The 15,539-nt window shown below is 64.1% G+C and carries 12 protein-coding genes; 6 read left to right on the forward strand and 6 right to left on the reverse strand.

Going from position 1 to position 15,539, the window contains the following annotated elements; translation table 11 throughout:
• Positions 1 to 70: 70 nt before the first annotated feature.
• Positions 71 to 1,441: a dipeptidase gene (locus ABJ196_RS09350; protein ID WP_347306488.1), complete on the reverse strand. Its 1,371-nt coding sequence runs from the start codon at positions 1,439 to 1,441 to the stop codon at positions 71 to 73.
• An 85-nt stretch (positions 1,442 to 1,526) separates the two neighbouring features.
• Between ABJ196_RS09350 and ABJ196_RS09355 the strand changes: the two genes are divergently transcribed.
• The 5 genes from ABJ196_RS09355 (at position 1,527) to ABJ196_RS09375 (ending at position 8,140) form a co-directional block, all read left to right on the forward strand.
• Positions 1,527 to 3,515 carry an oligopeptide transporter, OPT family gene (locus tag ABJ196_RS09355; RefSeq protein WP_347306490.1) on the forward strand — a complete coding sequence of 663 codons (1,989 nt, stop codon included), beginning with the start codon at positions 1,527 to 1,529 and terminating at the stop codon, positions 3,513 to 3,515.
• Positions 3,516 to 3,795: 280 nt separating this feature from the next.
• On the forward strand, positions 3,796 to 5,436 hold the full coding sequence (gene groL, locus ABJ196_RS09360) for a chaperonin GroEL (RefSeq protein WP_347306492.1): 1,641 nt from the start codon (positions 3,796 to 3,798) through the stop codon (positions 5,434 to 5,436).
• A 666-nt stretch (positions 5,437 to 6,102) separates the two neighbouring features.
• Positions 6,103 to 6,306, forward strand: a complete 204-nt coding sequence (locus ABJ196_RS09365) for a PorH family porin (protein WP_347306494.1) — start codon at positions 6,103 to 6,105, stop codon at positions 6,304 to 6,306.
• 394 nt (positions 6,307 to 6,700) lie between these two features.
• Positions 6,701 to 7,600: a polyphosphate kinase 2 gene (ppk2, locus tag ABJ196_RS09370; protein ID WP_257035967.1), complete on the forward strand. Its 900-nt coding sequence runs from the start codon at positions 6,701 to 6,703 to the stop codon at positions 7,598 to 7,600.
• A 258-nt stretch (positions 7,601 to 7,858) separates the two neighbouring features.
• Positions 7,859 to 8,140: a hypothetical protein gene (locus ABJ196_RS09375; RefSeq protein ID WP_347306496.1), complete on the forward strand. Its 282-nt coding sequence runs from the start codon at positions 7,859 to 7,861 to the stop codon at positions 8,138 to 8,140.
• Between the two features lie 64 nt (positions 8,141 to 8,204).
• On the opposite strand, the gene ABJ196_RS09380 is transcribed toward ABJ196_RS09375, so the two are convergent.
• The 5 genes from ABJ196_RS09380 to ABJ196_RS09400 all read right to left on the reverse strand — a co-directional run bounded on the left by ABJ196_RS09380 (position 8,205) and on the right by ABJ196_RS09400 (position 14,720).
• Positions 8,205 to 9,221 (reverse strand): CaiB/BaiF CoA-transferase family protein, encoded by a 1,017-nt coding sequence (locus ABJ196_RS09380; protein WP_347306498.1) that lies wholly within the window; start codon positions 9,219 to 9,221, stop codon positions 8,205 to 8,207.
• A gap of 76 nt (positions 9,222 to 9,297) precedes the next feature.
• Complete coding sequence (locus tag ABJ196_RS09385) at positions 9,298 to 13,212, reverse strand: Pls/PosA family non-ribosomal peptide synthetase (RefSeq protein WP_347306500.1); 3,915 nt, start codon at positions 13,210 to 13,212, stop codon at positions 9,298 to 9,300.
• A complete protein-coding gene (locus ABJ196_RS09390) occupies positions 13,213 to 13,671 on the reverse strand; it encodes a MarR family winged helix-turn-helix transcriptional regulator (protein ID WP_066512420.1) in 459 nt (152 codons plus the stop codon).
• A 50-nt stretch (positions 13,672 to 13,721) separates the two neighbouring features.
• Positions 13,722 to 14,012, reverse strand: coding sequence for a rhodanese-like domain-containing protein (locus tag ABJ196_RS09395; RefSeq protein WP_066492914.1), 291 nt, complete (start codon positions 14,010 to 14,012; stop codon positions 13,722 to 13,724).
• Positions 14,013 to 14,498: 486 nt separating this feature from the next.
• Positions 14,499 to 14,720, reverse strand: a complete 222-nt coding sequence (locus ABJ196_RS09400; RefSeq protein WP_347306503.1) for a hypothetical protein — start codon at positions 14,718 to 14,720, stop codon at positions 14,499 to 14,501.
• On the opposite strand from ABJ196_RS09400, the gene ABJ196_RS09405 reads away from it, so the two are divergent.
• Positions 14,719 to 15,516 (forward strand): DUF559 domain-containing protein, encoded by a 798-nt coding sequence (locus ABJ196_RS09405; RefSeq protein WP_347306505.1) that lies wholly within the window; start codon positions 14,719 to 14,721, stop codon positions 15,514 to 15,516. The two genes, ABJ196_RS09400 and ABJ196_RS09405, sit on opposite strands and share 2 nt — an antisense overlap.
• Positions 15,517 to 15,539: the final 23 nt, after the last annotated feature.

A 15,539-nucleotide genomic window follows, 5' to 3' on the forward strand; every position in this document is an offset into this window, starting at 1 on the left:
CGACGAAGGTTCCGCATTTCGAAAAATTCGGACCTTATTCGGACGTTGTGGCTAACGCGCTGCGGGGCGGCTAGAAGCGGGTGAGGAAGAGGGCCTCGGCGATGGCGACGGCCTCAATCTCGGTCGGGTCCACGGACTCGTTCGCGGAGTGGATGACGGCCTTGGGCTCCTCGACCCCGTAGAGGATGATCTCGGCGTTGGGGTATTTCTCCTGTAGCTCGGTGGTGAGCGGGATAGAGCCGCCCATGCCCTGCGCGGTCGTCTCTGTGCCATAAGCCTCAGAAAAAGCCTCGGCGAAGACGCGGGCTGCGGGCAGTTCGGGGTCCGTGGCAAAGCCCTGGTTGGCGTCCCACGAGGTGATCTCGATGTGGGCGCCCCACGGCACGTGGTTCTTGAGGTGCTCAATGAGCTTGGCCTCCGTGTCCGCGGCGGACATCTGGGCGGGCACGCGCAGGTTGAGCGCGGCCTCGGCGACATTGGCCACGGCGTTGACGGCCTCGGAGACCGGGGTGGAGGTAAAGCCGATGACGCTCACGGCCGGGCGGGACCACAGCATGGAGGCGATCTCGGTCTCGGTGGCGCCTTCGGAGGAGCCCTCGCCGGCGATGGCCACGCCGTCGAGCAGCTGCGCATCAGCACGGAAGTTGTCAGCGGGGTAGCCCTGGCCATCCCAGGTATCGCGGCACTCCACGCCGTCGATGACGGTGCGGCCGTACTCGTCCGTGAGCGAGTCGAGCGTGCGCATGAGTGCCTTCACGGCGTCCGGGGCCGCGCCGCCGAACTGGCCGGAGTGGACGGCGGACTCGGCCGTCGTCACCTTGACGCGGACCTGGCCGCCGCCGCGCAGCGACGTGGTGAGCGTCGGCTGGCCCACGGCGGAGTTGCCGGCGTCGACGATGAGGATGGCGTCTGCGGCGAAGAGCTCCGGACGCTCCTCGATGAGCGCGGAAAGACCGGCGCCGCCGCGCTCCTCAGAGCCCTCGACGAGGAACTTCAGGTTCAGCTTGGTGCCACCGGCTTCCTCGACCGCGCGCAACGCCGCGAGGTGCGCGGCGACGTTGCCCTTGCAGTCCGCTGCACCGCGGCCGAACCAGCGCGTCGTGCCATCGGCGTGCGCGCGCTCGGTCAACGTGAAGGGATCGGACTCCCACGCGGCCGGGTCACCGGCCGGGACGACGTCGTAGTGCGAGTAGAGCAGCACGGTCTTCGCGCCCTCGTCGCCCGGGCGGTTGCCCAGGACGGCGATGGAGCCGTCGGTGGTGGGGATGGACTCGACGCTAAAGGCGGCATCGGAAAGCGCGCCGGCAACCCACGCTGCGGCATCCTTGTTGGCCTGCTCGTGGCCAGGCTCATTGTGGACGGAGGCGAAGCCAACGAGTTGGGACAGGTCCTGGAAAATCCGGGCGCGATCGCCGCGGACGGAGCTAGCAATATCAGTCATGGTTCCCACTATAGATGTGGCAATTCGGGCTATGGAGACTACCATTCGATAGGTTGAATTTTATCTTGAAAAGAAAGGACCTCGCATGGGCACACCAGTAGCCCCCGCCGGGACCGCGAAAAAGCCTGCATCGTTGCCGGAATTGACGCTGCGCGGCGTCATCATCGGCGGGCTCATCACCCTCGTGTTTACCGCCGCCAACGTGTACCTCGGACTCAAGGTGGGCCTCACGTTCGCGACGTCGATCCCCGCCGCCGTCATCTCCATGGCCGTGCTCCGCAAGTTCAAGGGGCACAACATCAAGGAAAACAACATCGTGCAGACCATCGCGTCCGCCGCCGGTACGTTGTCCGCCATCATCTTCGTCCTGCCCGGCCTCGTCATGGTCGGCTACTGGACGGGTTTTAGCTTCTTCGAGACGGCCGCGGTGTGTGCCATCGGCGGCATCCTCGGCGTCATGTACTCCATTCCGCTGCGCCGCGCGCTCGTCACCGGCTCGGACCTGCCCTACCCGGAGGGCGTCGCCGCAGCCGAGGTTCTTAAAGTCGGCGACGGTGACGCCGCAAGCGGCGTTACGGACAAAGCAGGAGAGGAAAACGCCAAAGGCCTGCGCGTCATCCTCGTAGGCGGCGTCATCTCCGCCGCGCTGTCCCTGCTCGCTGCGATGAAGGCCATCTCGTCCTCCGTCGCGGGCTACTTCAAGCTCGGCGCCGGCGCGACGACGCTTGGTACGAGCCTGTCCATGGCGCTGATCGGCGTGGGCCACTTGGTCGGCCTGCCCGTCGGTATCGCCATGCTCGTGGGCGTGTTCATCTCCTTTATTATTTTGCTGCCCCTGCGCACCGCGGGCGATATCTCGGACGTCGCCGCGATGGCAGACGTCGTCGACGAGGTCTTCTCCGGCGAGATCCGCTTCATCGGCGTGGGCACCATGGCGATTGCTGCCGTGTGGACGCTCATCAAGATCACTGGCCCCATCGCCAAAGGCATCTCCCAGTCCCTGGTTTCCTCGCGCAGCCGCAAGGCGGGCAACGCCGTGGACGTCACGGAGCGCGACATTCCGTTCCCGTACGTGGCCACGACCATCCTGGTCCTCATGATCCCCATCGGCCTGCTGCTGTGGGAGTTCCTCTCGCACACGGATATCCATGAGCACGCCGTGGTCCTCATCGCGGTCTCCGTGCTGTTCACGCTCGTCCTCGGTCTCGTCATCGCCTCCGTCTGCGGTTACATGGCCGGCCTCATCGGAGCGTCGAACTCGCCGATTTCCTCCATCGGCATCATCGCCGTCGTCGCGGTCTCGCTCATCATCGCCGCCGTCATGCGGGGCGTGGACGCGAACCCGCTCTCGCTCGTGGCCTACACGCTCTTCTCGGCGGCCATTATCTTCGGCATCGCCACGATTTCGAACGATAACCTCCAGGACTTGAAGACCGGCCAGCTCGTGGGCGCGACGCCCTGGAAGCAGCAGGTCGCCCTCATCATCGGTGTTCTCTTCGGCTCCGTCGTCATTCCGCCCATCCTTCAGGTCATGCTCACCGGATTCGGCTTCCAGGGCATGGAGGGCGCCGGCGAGGACGCACTCGCCGCTCCGCAGGCCGCGCTTATGTCCTCGGTTGCCTCGGGCATCTTCGACAGCACGCTGGACTGGAACCTCATCTTCCTCGGTATGGGCATTGGCGCGGTCCTCATCGTAATCGACGAGGTTTTGCGCAAGACCACGGAAAAGTACTCCCTCTCGCCGCTCGCCGTCGGCATGGGCATGTACCTGCCAGCTTCGCTCACCATCATCATCCCGATTGGCGCCATCCTCGGTAAGTTCTACGACAACTGGGCCGCCAAGCAGGAGGGTGCCGAGGCTAAGAAGCGCCTGGGCACGCTGCTCGCCACCGGCCTCATTGTCGGTGAGTCTCTCTTCGGCGTCGTCAATGCCGGCCTCATCGCGGCGGCCGGTGGCGCGTCCCCGCTCGAGTTCTTCTCCGGCGGAACCTACGCCGATATCCTGGGCATCATCGTCTTCATCGCGGCCGTAGCCTTCACCTACTGGTGGACTCGCCGCAAGGCTCGCGCCTAGCTTTCCGATGCCCCCTTTGCCCTAGGCTCGCCGGTTCCCGGCGGGCCTTTCGCGATCTCTCAGGGCATGCGCGTCATTTCTTGCACTCGGTGCGGGCGAGTGCCAGAATGGTGGCTAGCACTCGAGAATGGTCAGTGCTAACAACGTGCCCCTTTGAAGTTGAGGTTGGTCTACACTCGCCAGCCGCGCCGTCGCGGGCTTCTTCGAAGGGTGGGACGCCTGAGTGTCGTCTTCTTTCAACCACATAGACAAAAGACACCAATCAAGGAGTTAAAAAGACATGGCAAAGATCATTGCCTTTGACGAAGAGGCGCGTCGCGGCCTCGAGCGTGGCCTCAACACGCTGGCCGACGCTGTCAAGGTCACGCTCGGCCCCAAGGGCCGCAACGTCGTCCTGGAGAAGTCCTGGGGCGCCCCGACCATTACGAACGACGGCGTGTCCATCGCGCGCGAGATCGAGCTCGAGGATCCGTACGAGAAGATCGGCGCCGAGCTCGTCAAGGAAGTTGCCAAGAAGACGGATGACGTCGCAGGCGACGGCACCACCACCGCTACCGTCCTGGCTCAGGCGCTCGTCCGCGAGGGTCTGCGCAACGTAGCCGCCGGCTCCAACCCGATGGGCATCAAGCGCGGCATCGAGACCGCCACCAAGGCCGTCGTTGACGCCTTGCTCTCTTCCGCCACGGAGGTCGAGACCCAGGAGCAGATCGCCACGACCGCTGGCATCTCCGCCGCTGACCCGGCCATTGGCGAGAAGATCGCCGAGGCTATGTACACCGTGGGCAACGGCTCCGTGAACAAGGACTCCGTCATCACTGTCGAGGAGTCCAACACCTTCGGCGTCGACCTTGAGGTTACCGAGGGTATGCGCTTCGACAAGGGCTACATCTCCGGCTACTTCGCCACTGACATGGAGCGTCAGGAGGCCGTCCTCGAGGATCCGTACATCCTTCTGGTCTCCTCCAAGATCTCCAACATCAAGGACCTCGTCCCGGTCCTCGAGAAGGTCATGCAGACCGGCAAGCCGCTGCTCATCATCGCTGAGGACGTCGAGGGCGAGGCCCTGTCCACCCTCGTCGTCAACAAGATCCGCGGCACCTTCAAGTCCGTCGCCGTGAAAGCGCCGGGCTTCGGCGACCGCCGCAAGGCCACCCTGCAGGACATGGCTATCCTCACCGGCGGCCAGGTCATCTCCGAGGAGGTCGGCCTCTCCCTCGAGACCGCCGAGCTCGAGTTCCTCGGCCAGGCCCGCAAGGTCGTCGTCACCAAGGACGACACCACCATCGTTCAGGGCGCCGGCTCCCAGGAGCAGATCGACGGCCGCATCAAGCAGATTCGCGCCGAGATTGAGAACTCTGACTCTGACTACGACCGTGAGAAGCTCCAGGAGCGCCTGGCTAAGCTCTCCGGCGGCGTGGCCGTCCTCAAGGTCGGCGCTGCTACCGAGGTCGAGCTCACCGAGCGCAAGCACCGCATTGAGGACGCCGTCCGCAACGCGAAGGCTGCCGTCGAAGAGGGCATTGTCGCCGGCGGCGGCGTCGCCCTGTTGCAGGCTGCCAAGGCTCTGGACTCCCTGTCCGATCTCAAGGGCGACGAGGCCACCGGCGTGAAGATCGTCCGCGAGGCACTGTCCGCACCGCTGAAGCAGATTGCGTTGAACGCTGGCTTCGAGCCGGGCGTCGTGGCTGACAAGGTTGCCAACCTCCCGGCTGGCGAGGGCCTCAACGCCGCCACCGGCGAGTACGTCGACCTCATGGCTGCGGGTATCAACGACCCGGTCAAGGTCACCCGTTCCGCGCTGCAGAACGCTGCGTCCATCGCCGCGCTCTTCCTCACCACCGAGGCTGTCGTTGCCGACAAGCCGGAGCCGGCCGCACCGGCCGCTCCTGGCGCTGACGAGATGGGCGGCATGGGCTTCTAAGCCCCGTCCCCGCGTCTACAGGCGCCCGCCGCACTCCTTTATATACAAGAGAGCGCGGCGGGCGCTTGTGCGTGTCTTGGGCCGCGCTGGTTCTGTACGCGTGCTTGGCCCTTCAGGCGGCTGCAGCGTGCACAGCGCCTTCGGCTTCTCACGGCACGCGTCGGCTTTACTTGAGTAACATCCGTAACATTTGGAACGACACGCCGTGTTGCACAGTCGTGTCCTAATTGCTGTCGAAAGCATGCGGGAACGCCGACTCTGCCCGCCCCCGAAGCCTCCGCCGCGGCGAAATTTACCCCCATTGGACACCCCCGTTTGCTCGCTGAAGGTTAACACTAGGTGAACCGAATTTAAGGTTGCGGTCCGATCAAATCGGACACTGCGCGGCAGGCGTTACGTGGAGCTGTCAAAAAAGAATGACTACATTGCCGAAATTGTATATTCGTGCAGGTGAGGGCTTTTCTTAGTGATATCTGTGTGGTAAGTGAGAAAGTGTACAGTGTGATGTAGACGACGTATGGACGGGGGAATTGCATCGGAATTTCCGTTTGATGTGTCAGCAAAATGTGCCACAATATCCCTCGTGACATCCACTGCGGGATGTCGTACAAACCGTTCATTCACATTCCCGACTCCTGTGGTTGGGTACATCTAAAGGAGACATACATGGATCTCTCTTTCATCACCGAGCAGCTGGACAACTTCTCCACCTTCGGCAAGGCTATCTACGGCCTGTTCACTGGTTTCTCTGACTTCGCTCACAACATGAACACCATGATCAACGGTGTTGACGGGGACGGCAAGGCCGTCGACCTGACGGGCAATACCCAGGGTGTCTTTGACGCTCTGTCCTCCAAGTCTGAGGCCTAATTCACCCTTGCGGGCGTGAGTATGCGCCCGTGTACCTAACTTTCACAACCTTTAAAAGGAGTAATCACATGGAGTTCTTCACCCTTTCTGCCGAAGGTACCTGGACTGGCCAGCTGCTTCTTCTGCTGGACCAGCTGGCTGGCATGGCTGGCAACATCTCTGACCTCATCGGTCTGACCCAGTAGTAGATTTCGCCTCGAGCGACTACCTGGTGCCCGCGCTTTTCGCGCGGGCTCTTGCAGTTTTCGTTCTTTTTGTCGGGCCTGCTCGGGTTAAGGGACCCTTCTGTCCCTTAACCGGCCTGCTCGGTGGGGGCAGGGGAGGGGTGAATTTCACCGGGCATTCACCTCCCATGCGGGCACTTTAAGTTGGCTAAAGGGGTAAAATGTCATGCATGGCTGATATCAAAGACGACGAGCTCCCCGAGATTGACCTTGCACAGACCGACGGCTACGTCGTTGACGCCTCTGACGAGGATGATCCCTCGCTCATCATGCCGGATGGCTCTCCGGTGGAGACGTGGCGCGAGAACTACCCGTACGAGGAGCGCATGACGCGTGACGAGTACGAGGTGACGAAGCGCGCCCTGCAGATTGAGCTGCTGAAGTGGCAGAACTGGACCAAGGAAACTGGTCAGCGCCACATCATTATTTTTGAGGGTCGCGACGCTGCCGGCAAGGGTGGCACCATTAAGCGTTTCAACGAGCACCTCAACCCGCGTGGTGCACGCACGGTGGCGCTCGAGAAGCCGTCGCTGCGTGAGTCCACCTCGTGGTACTTCCAGCGCTACATCCAGCACTTCCCAGCCGGCGGCGAGATCGTCTTCTTCGACCGCTCCTGGTACAACCGCTCCGGCGTCGAGCGCGTCATGGGCTTCTGTACCGAGTCTCAGCACGCGGAGTTCCTCCGTGAGGTGCCGATGCTCGAGAATATGATTCTCGGCTCCGGCATTTCGCTCACCAAGCTGTGGTTCTCCGTGACCCGCAAGGAGCAGCGCACGCGCTTCGCTATTCGCCAGATTGACCCGGTGCGCCAGTGGAAGCTGTCGCCGATGGACCTGGCCTCCCTGGACAAGTGGGATGACTACACCCGCGCCAAGGAGGAGCAGTTCCGCTACACGGATACCGACGAGTCCCCGTGGATCACCATCAAGTCGAATGACAAGAAGCGTGCCCGTATTAACGCCATGCGCTACGTGCTCTCCAAGTTCGAGTACACGAACAAGGACCACTCTGTCGTCGGCGAGCCGGACGAGAATATCGTTAAGCGCGGTCGCGACCAGATCGGTGACTAATCACGTTCAGCCGGATTCCGCGCCTGCGGTCAACGCAACGAAGAGCCTCTTCCTCTTGGAAGCGGCTCTTTGTGTACATGCAGGTGAGCGTCGAGGGTAGCGATGCTTGAAATTTGCGATTTGTTTTCATTTATTTCATGCCTTTAGCTTTGATCTAACAGGCAATTTGAAGAAAATGTTGCTTAAACCACATGCGGCCTATCGATAATGTTTTATAATCGAAAGCGTCCGTATCTACCCTCAACCCAAGGAAATATTATGTCTTCTAAGCTCACCCGCGGCGTTATCGCTGCTGCTACCTCCGTTGCTCTGGCCACCAGCGGCGCTGTCGCTGCTCCGGTTGCCCTCGCTGAGTCTTCTGATGCTGCCGCAGTCGGCTCTGCTTCTGCTCTCAATACCGGTTCCTCTACCGCTGGCTACGTCATCTCCTCGGCCCTCGGCCTGGCTGTTTCCGTGGCCTTCTGGGGCACCGTGTACAACACCCTCGTCGGCCGCGGCACCATCAATGGCCAGAAGCTTCCGTACTTCCCGGCTCTTTAAGTAGTATGCAGTACGGCGTTTCACGGCGGCGCTTTCCGGAAGGAAAGCGCTGCCTTCTCGCGTTTTAAGCCAAGGGAGAAATCCGTGGCGCGGGCGCGGGCTCCCTCCCGTCGCTCGTGGGGCGGTAGGTGCCGCGGGCGGCCAGATGGGGATGGTCGAGTACGTCGTCAGGGGAGACGACTTCGGCGACGCACGCATCGGTGCCTCGGAAGACCTCAATCCATTCGGCTTGGGTCTTCGTGGCGAAGACCTCGGTGAGGCGCTCGGCAACGCGTGGCCACTGGGACTGGTCGTTTTGCTCAGTGCTAGTGAGTTCCTCCGTGAGGCCGAGGAGGCGGAGTAGTTCGGCGTAGAACTGCGGCTCAATGGCACCTACAGACATCCACTTCCTGTCGGACGTCTTGTATACGGTGTAGAAGGGTGCGCCGCCGTCGAGCACGTTCGTGCCGGTTGGGCCCCACTGGCCGGCATTCTTAAAGGCGTGGAGCATCGCCGTCAAAGAGGCCGCGCCGTCCACGATGTTGGCGTCCACCACGGCGCCCTCGCCGGTGGCCTGCGCCCGGACGAGCGCGGCGAGGAGGCCGGAAACGAGGTACATCGAACCGCCGCCGAAGTCGCCCATGAAGTTCAGTGGCGGCACGGGGCGTCCGTCGGGCGCGGCGATAGCGCCGAGTGCGCCGGAGATGGCGATGTAGTTGATGTCGTGCCCGGCTGTGTGTGCGAGCGGGCCATCCTGGCCCCAGCCCGTCATGCGACCGTAGACGAGCGCGGGGTTGCGGGAGGCGACATCGGAAGGCCCGAGGCCGAGGCGTTCTGCGACGCCGGGGCGGAAGCCCTCGATGAGGAGCTGGGCGTCGGTGATGAGGTCGAGAACGCGGGCGACATCGGCAGGGTCTTTGAGGTTGGCCTCAAGGGTTTCTTGTCCGCGGTACAGCACGCCATGCGGGACGATGTCCGCCGGGTTGCCGGGGCGCACGACGCGGATGACGCGCGCGCCCATGTCTGCGAGAGTCATCGCGGCGAACGGGCCGGGGCCAATCCCGCCGAGGTGGACAACGGTGATGCCGGTGAGGGGGAGCATAGGGACCTGCCTTCACAAAAATAACGGTACGATTTTTGAGTAAATCGTACCGTTATGTGGTGGGGGTCACAAGGCTTTAGTCCCACGGTTCAATGGGGTTGCCCTGCCACACGGTGCCCGCGGGAACGCGGTCGCCACGCATGACGAGCGAGCCTGGGCCCACCGTCGCGCCGCGGCCTACCGATGCCGCCGGCAACGCCACCGAGTGCGCCGCCAGCGTCGCACCGGCGCCGAGGGTGACGGTGTCGAGACTCATGACCCGGTCCTGGAAAAGGTGGGTTTGAACCACGGTGCCGGGGCCCACGGAGGCGCCGTCGCCCACCGTGATGAGGTCGGTCTCCGGGAACCAGTAGGACTCGATCCACGCGCCGCGGCCGATGCGCACGCCCAGCGCCCGCAGCGCCATATTCATCGCGCCCGTGCCGCCCGCGTGCTGGAAGAACCAGGGGGCGGCGACGGATTCGACGAAGGCGTCCTGGAGCTCGTTGAGCCACACGAATGAGGACCACAGCGGGTGGTCGCCCGGCACGTGGCGGCCGACGCAGATCCACTTCACGGCCACGGTGATGGCCACGCCCACCGCGCCGGCGGCCATGAGCAGCAGGCCAGAGACAAGCCACGCAACTGCCAGGCCATAGGCGTCGAGTACCCACAGGAGTCCGCCGAGGACTGCGGCGAGCAGCATCGCGGAGGTCATCGGCGCGAGGAGGCGGAGGGTTTCCACCGCGCCGCGCGCTATCTTGACGCCCAGGCCCGGGTTATAGGTGAGGGCCTCGCCGCCGTCGACGTGCGCCTCGACGCGGCGCATGCGCTCCGGTGGGGAGCCCCACCAGTTGGAACCGGCCTTGGACTTCTTCGGCGTCGAGGAGAGCACGGCCACGAGCGAATTCTTGCCCAGCTTGCGGCTGGGGCCCGTGATGCCGGAGTTGCCCACAAACGAGCGCTTGCCCACTTTGGTCTCGCCGGTGAGCAGCCAGCCGCCGCCGAGCTCGTAACCGCCCACGAGCGTGTCATCCGCGAGGAACGCGCCGTCCTTGACCTCGGTGAGCTTCGGAATCATGACGGCGGTGGAAATCTCCGCGTCGCGGCCAATGCGTGCGCCGAGCGAGCGCAGCCAGCCCGGTGTGAGCTGGGAGGCGTAGAGCGGGAAGAGCGTCGTGCGGGCTTCATCCATGAGCCTTTCGATGCCCCATGCGCGCCAGCCACCCGCCGAGCGCACCGGCACCACGCCGGGCTTGAGCCCCAGCTGCAGGAAGCGCACGCCCAGCCACGTCTGCGCCATGAAGAACGCGAAGGCGGCCAGGGCGCCGACGGGTGCGAAGAGCAGTCCGCCCACGTAGGGGTTGCCGCCGGTGAGCTGGATGAGCCCCACGGTCGCGGCGGCACCTACGGCCAGCGCCACGAGCGGCTGCAGCGCGAGCAGGAAGGAGGTGACGCCATAGATGGCTACCCAGTGGCTGCGGCGGCGCGGGTGCTCATCAGGGAAGCGGTGCTTGGAGCGGCCTACCTTTGCCGCGGGCGAACCGGACCAGCGCTGGCCGGACTTGACCTTCTTCGCACCCGTCACGGTGGATCCGGCCTCGATGTGGGCATCGTTGCCAATGCGCGTGCCAGGCAGCAGCGTGGAGCGCGCGCCGACGCGGGCGTTCTTGCCCACCTCGATGGCACCCACGCGCAGAATGTCGCCGTCGAGCCAGTAGCCGGAGAGATCGACCTCCGGCTCGATGGACGCGTGCGCGCCGATGGTAAGCAGGCCCGTGACCGGCGGCAGCGAGTGGAGATCGACGCCGTGGCCGATCTTCACGCCGAGGGTGCGCGCGTAGTTATTGACCCACGTCGCACCCGCGATGGACCGCGAACCGGACGCGTCGGCCCAGCGTTCCGCCGCCCAGATGCGTAGGTGCACCGAGCCGCCGCGCGGGTACTCGCCAGGCTGAATGCCGCTCGTGATGAGTCGCGCGCCGAAGCCGCCCAGCGGAATGCGCCCGAGCGGTGTGGCGAAGACCAGCACCAAGGCGATGACGAGCCACCACGGCGACCATACGGCCCACTCGATGCCGGCGAGGACCGCCAGATTCGAACCGAGCAGCAGCCACGCGAGCCACGAGCTCGCGGCGAGCGTCATGACGGGAATCTGCACCAGGAACTGAATGAGGCGCGTCGTCCACCTCACTCGCGCGACGTGACGCTGGCGCGTCACGGACGAGGCGGACGGAGAGGCGGCATCGATAAGCTCGGCGAGCGCGCCCAGACGCGGGTGGTCGTAGAGGTCACGCACGGACGTGGTGGGGTAGCGGTCGCGAATGCGGCCCACGAGGGTGGCCGCGGCGAGCGACGTACCGCCCAGCGTGAAGAAGTCCGCGTTCGCGTCCTCGACGGAAACGCCGAGGACCTCGACGAAGAGCTGCGCGAGCCACGCCTCGGTGTCTGTAAGGCCCACGGCTTCGACGCCCACGCCAGGCAGCGGCCACGGCAGCGCCTTCTTGTCAACCTTGCCGGAGGTGCGCACGGGCAGCTCGTCCATGACGCACAGGCGCGGGACGAGGGCGGCGGGCATGGACTCGGCGAGGCGCTCGCGCGCAGCGTTCTCATCGAAGCCGGCGTCCGGGTTATCGAGCGAGACATAGCCCACGAGGACCTTTTCGCCGCCAGCCGTGGACTGCACCGCGACGGCCGAGTTGTAGACATTCGGCAGGGCCGCGACGTTGGCCTCGACCTCGCCGAGCTCGATGCGGCGGCCGCCAATCTTCACCTGGTCGTCGACGCGCCCCACGAAGTACAAGCCGTCCTCTTCGAGGCGCACGTGGTCGCCCGAGCGGTAGGCGCGCTCCCACGCCATGGACTCGAGCGGCGCGTACTTTTCGGCGTCCTTGACCGGGTCGAGGTAGCGCGCGAGACCCACACCGGCGATGACGAGCTCGCCCACCTGGCCCATCTGTACCGGAAATCCCTCGGTATCCACGACCGCCAGGTCCCAGCCGCGCAAAGGCTTCCCGATGCCCACTGGCTGGCCAGGCAGGAGCCTCGCCGCCGAGGACACGACGGTGGCCTCCGTGGGACCGTAGGTATTCCACATCTCGCGGTCCTCGGTCGCCAGACGGTCGACGAGCTCTTGCGAACAGGCCTCGCCGCCGACGATGAGCAGGCGCACGTGGTCGAGGGCCTCCGCGGGCCACAGACCCGCGAGGGTCGGGACGGTGGAGACCACCGTGATGTCGCGGCGGATGAGCCAGGGGCCGAGATCCATGCCGGAGCGCACGAGCGAGCGTGGCGCCGGGACAAGGCAGCCGCCGTGGCCCCACGCGAGCCACATTTCCTCACAGCTCGCGTCGAAGGCGACGGACAGGCCCGCAAGCACGCGGTCATCTGGTCCTAGGGGACCACCGGGGTGGTCCGCTAGAAAAATCGAAGCCTCAGCGTCCACGAACGCGGCGGCGGAGCGGTGGCTCACAGCCACGCCCTTCGGCTTGCCGGTCGAGCCCGAGGTGAAGATGATCCACGCGTCATCCTCAGGGCGCGGCTCGCCGGCGGCGTGCGTGTCCGGAGTTAAACGACGGAAGCCTTCGTCGGTGAAGATGCCGTCAATGGCTGCCTCGCCAAAGACCATCTCGGCGCGCTCGTCCGGATCGTCTGCGTCGACAGGCACGTAGGCGGCGCCCGCGAAGAGCGTCGCCAAAATCGCGAGGTAGAGTTCCTTCTTACCCGAGGTCATGCGCACGCCGATGCGATGGCCGCGCCCAATCCCCTGGGCCGAAAGTTCGGCGGCCCAGGCGGTGGCATCGGCAAGCAATTCGGCGTAGGTGAGGACCTCGCCGTCATCAATGGCTGCGGCGTCGGGGTAGAGCCCAGCCGTGGTGCGGACGATGTCGACGAGCGTGCGGGGCGGGGCGGCCTCCTCGCGCAGGAGATAGGACTCGGGCACATGAATAATCCCCGCTCCGGGCTGGTGCTCATCACGGGGATCTTCGGGCAACGCGTGGCGCGGCTCCATTTAGGAATCGTCCTCCCCAGCCGAGATGATGGAGGTCGCGAGCTTGCGCAGGTGCTTGAGCTGCTTATTCGTGGAGGCGTCGAGCGCCTCGTCCTCGGCAGCCGTGACGAGCTCTGCGAGCTGGCCGTGGGCCTTCGTGCCCTTCTTCGTGGAGGCGACGATTTGGCGGCGGCGGTCGCGGGGGTCGCGCTCGCGCTTGGCCCAGCCACGTTGCTCGAGGGCGTCGATGAGGCGCACCATATCCGAGGCGTCGATGGCCAGCGTGTCAGACAGGTGAGACTGGCTCGCCGCAGACTCCTCGACGAGGCAGGTGAGTACCCAAAACTCGCGCAGAGTCGTCTCTTGCGAGTTCAGCTGAGCCTCGACCATATCGCGGACGCGGCGGCGAAGGCGCTCGAGCTGAAACGACGGGGACTCCAGCAGAGCGGTAGGAATCGGGTGGGTTTTCGTGGAAGACATACCACCATACTAAGCCCAAATGATGGGTTGAAGCCAATTATTCGGCGGCGCTACTCCGTAGGCAGACCCTGGCTAACCCAAGCATTCGTGCCGCCCGCGACGTTGATTGCGTCCCAGCCGAGGGCCTGTTCGAGGTACTCCGCCACCTGCGCCGAGCGACCGCCCGCCGCGCAAATGACGTAGATGTCCTTGTCTGGATCGATCTCTGCGTAGCGCTGCGGCACCTCGCCCATCGGAATGTGGGTGGCACCCGCGGCATGGACCTGGTTCCACTCGTCGTTTTCGCGGACATCGATAAGCTGCGCGCCTTGCGGCACGTCCTTCGGTTCTACTTCTTTCATGCGAGCCAGCCTACCTTTTCCTGTGAATGCTCGGTTCAGACTTGCGGGTAGTGTCCGATCGGGCTTAAGCAAAAATTATGTACCGCCGTTCCTTTTGTCCGTGACCTGCCTTGCCAGCGCGACGACAACAACGACGTCTACTACTGTTCTTCGCCGCAGGCAGCGGACATCGAGACGCGCGGCATCTACGTTCCCGCCGCGGCGTGGAAGGATGGCGCCCTGGATTGGTCTTACAAGGTCGTCATCCCGGTGAACACGCCGGGCTCGCCTCCCAGGCAGCCCCCACGTCCTCTATCTACGACTCCTCCGAGGCAGCGCCCAACTGGCGTATCCACACCGGGATCAAACAAGGCGACACCGCGGCGACGACCGAGATGAACCTGGCACTCGCCCTTGGCATGATGGACCGCAACGTCGAGTTCGAGACCGTCTGGGGCCAAGGCCGTACGATGACGACTCCAACTTCATCGAGTGGGTGGGCTCCATTTAGTCACGGGCCGTTCCTTGCGAAAACGCCGCCCAAAATTCTTGTGGCAAATGGATTTTCGCAAGGAACTCAAAAGAGCGTCCTGGTTCCTTGCGAAAATCAGAAATTTGCTTGCCATTTAGAATGAATTTTCGCAACGAACTGGAAGACTTGCGCTGCGAGGCCGTCGGAATCCAGTTATTGTGCAGTGGCAACTGAAAAATCTCGGGGGAGGAATACATGCAACGCCACCGTATTGCTAAAGGATTTTACGTCGACAACGAACTCACTCCGGCTATAGTCGCCCAGGCCATTGCCGAGAAATATCCGACGGCGGTTTTCACAGGCCGAACCGCTGCGCAGATTTATGCGCAACAACCGCTTACGTTTCCGCTCGATGTAGCAACACCACGGTTGATGGCAAAGTCGGACTACTATGTCGCCCACCGCACGACGGTCCTCAACGCACACGATTACCTTGGCCACAGAGTCCATACGCCGGTGCTCGCCACGCGCGTCATGGAGAAGCCGGAAGCACACGCGCTGCTGGAGAAGGTGTACGCAGGCCGCACCGGGCGGGACCGGCTCGAGCGGCACCTGAGCTACGTGGGCACGCTGCCCAAGAAGTGCCGCGTGTTCCTTAAAACGGCCGCGTTGTTTACGGACTCCGGCGCGGAAATCACGGTGGCGCACGCCCTTAAAGCGCGTGGGCTCGAGGTGGAGAGCAACGTCCAGATTGGGCCGTACTTCTGGGACCTCGTGCTGCCCAAGGAAAGGATCGCCATCGAGATCAGCGGCTTCGACTTCCACAAAGACCGCCAAGCCGTGGTGCGTGACCACTGGAAGAATAATGACGCGGTCCTGCGCGGCTGGACGACGCTGCGGTATACAGGCAGCTGCGTCGCGCACCACCCCGACGAGATCGTGGAGCAGGTCTCCACGGCTCGCACACCGAATTGGAACGCGTGGGCGCATAAGCTCGCGAGCACGTGGCACGTCGTATTCCGAGGCTTCGACGGGCCGATCCGCGACTTTTAAAACGCGAAAACCCCGCTCACAGG

Origin of the sequence: Corynebacterium sp. SA-MJD20WY100 (assembly GCF_039822565.1) — a bacterium.
GTDB lineage: Bacteria > Actinomycetota > Actinomycetes > Mycobacteriales > Mycobacteriaceae > Corynebacterium > Corynebacterium phoceense_A.

What these genes read in the sequence shown, in the direction of transcription:
- ABJ196_RS09350 (WP_347306488.1), bottom strand. Translation starts at nt 1,441, where the DNA reads ATGACTGATATTGCTAGCTCCGTCCGCGGCGATCGCGCCCGGATTTTC.
- ABJ196_RS09355 (WP_347306490.1), top strand. Translation starts at nt 1,527, where the DNA reads ATGGGCACACCAGTAGCCCCCGCCGGGACCGCGAAAAAGCCTGCATCG.
- groL (WP_347306492.1), top strand. Translation starts at nt 3,796, where the DNA reads ATGGCAAAGATCATTGCCTTTGACGAAGAGGCGCGTCGCGGCCTCGAG.
- ABJ196_RS09365 (WP_347306494.1), top strand. Translation starts at nt 6,103, where the DNA reads ATGGATCTCTCTTTCATCACCGAGCAGCTGGACAACTTCTCCACCTTC.
- ppk2 (WP_257035967.1), top strand. Translation starts at nt 6,701, where the DNA reads ATGGCTGATATCAAAGACGACGAGCTCCCCGAGATTGACCTTGCACAG.
- ABJ196_RS09375 (WP_347306496.1), top strand. Translation starts at nt 7,859, where the DNA reads ATGTCTTCTAAGCTCACCCGCGGCGTTATCGCTGCTGCTACCTCCGTT.
- ABJ196_RS09380 (WP_347306498.1), bottom strand. Translation starts at nt 9,221, where the DNA reads ATGCTCCCCCTCACCGGCATCACCGTTGTCCACCTCGGCGGGATTGGC.
- ABJ196_RS09385 (WP_347306500.1), bottom strand. Translation starts at nt 13,212, where the DNA reads ATGGAGCCGCGCCACGCGTTGCCCGAAGATCCCCGTGATGAGCACCAG.
- ABJ196_RS09390 (WP_066512420.1), bottom strand. Translation starts at nt 13,671, where the DNA reads ATGTCTTCCACGAAAACCCACCCGATTCCTACCGCTCTGCTGGAGTCC.
- ABJ196_RS09395 (WP_066492914.1), bottom strand. Translation starts at nt 14,012, where the DNA reads ATGAAAGAAGTAGAACCGAAGGACGTGCCGCAAGGCGCGCAGCTTATC.
- ABJ196_RS09405 (WP_347306505.1), top strand. Translation starts at nt 14,719, where the DNA reads ATGCAACGCCACCGTATTGCTAAAGGATTTTACGTCGACAACGAACTC.
- ABJ196_RS09400 (WP_347306503.1), bottom strand. Translation starts at nt 14,720, where the DNA reads ATGTATTCCTCCCCCGAGATTTTTCAGTTGCCACTGCACAATAACTGG.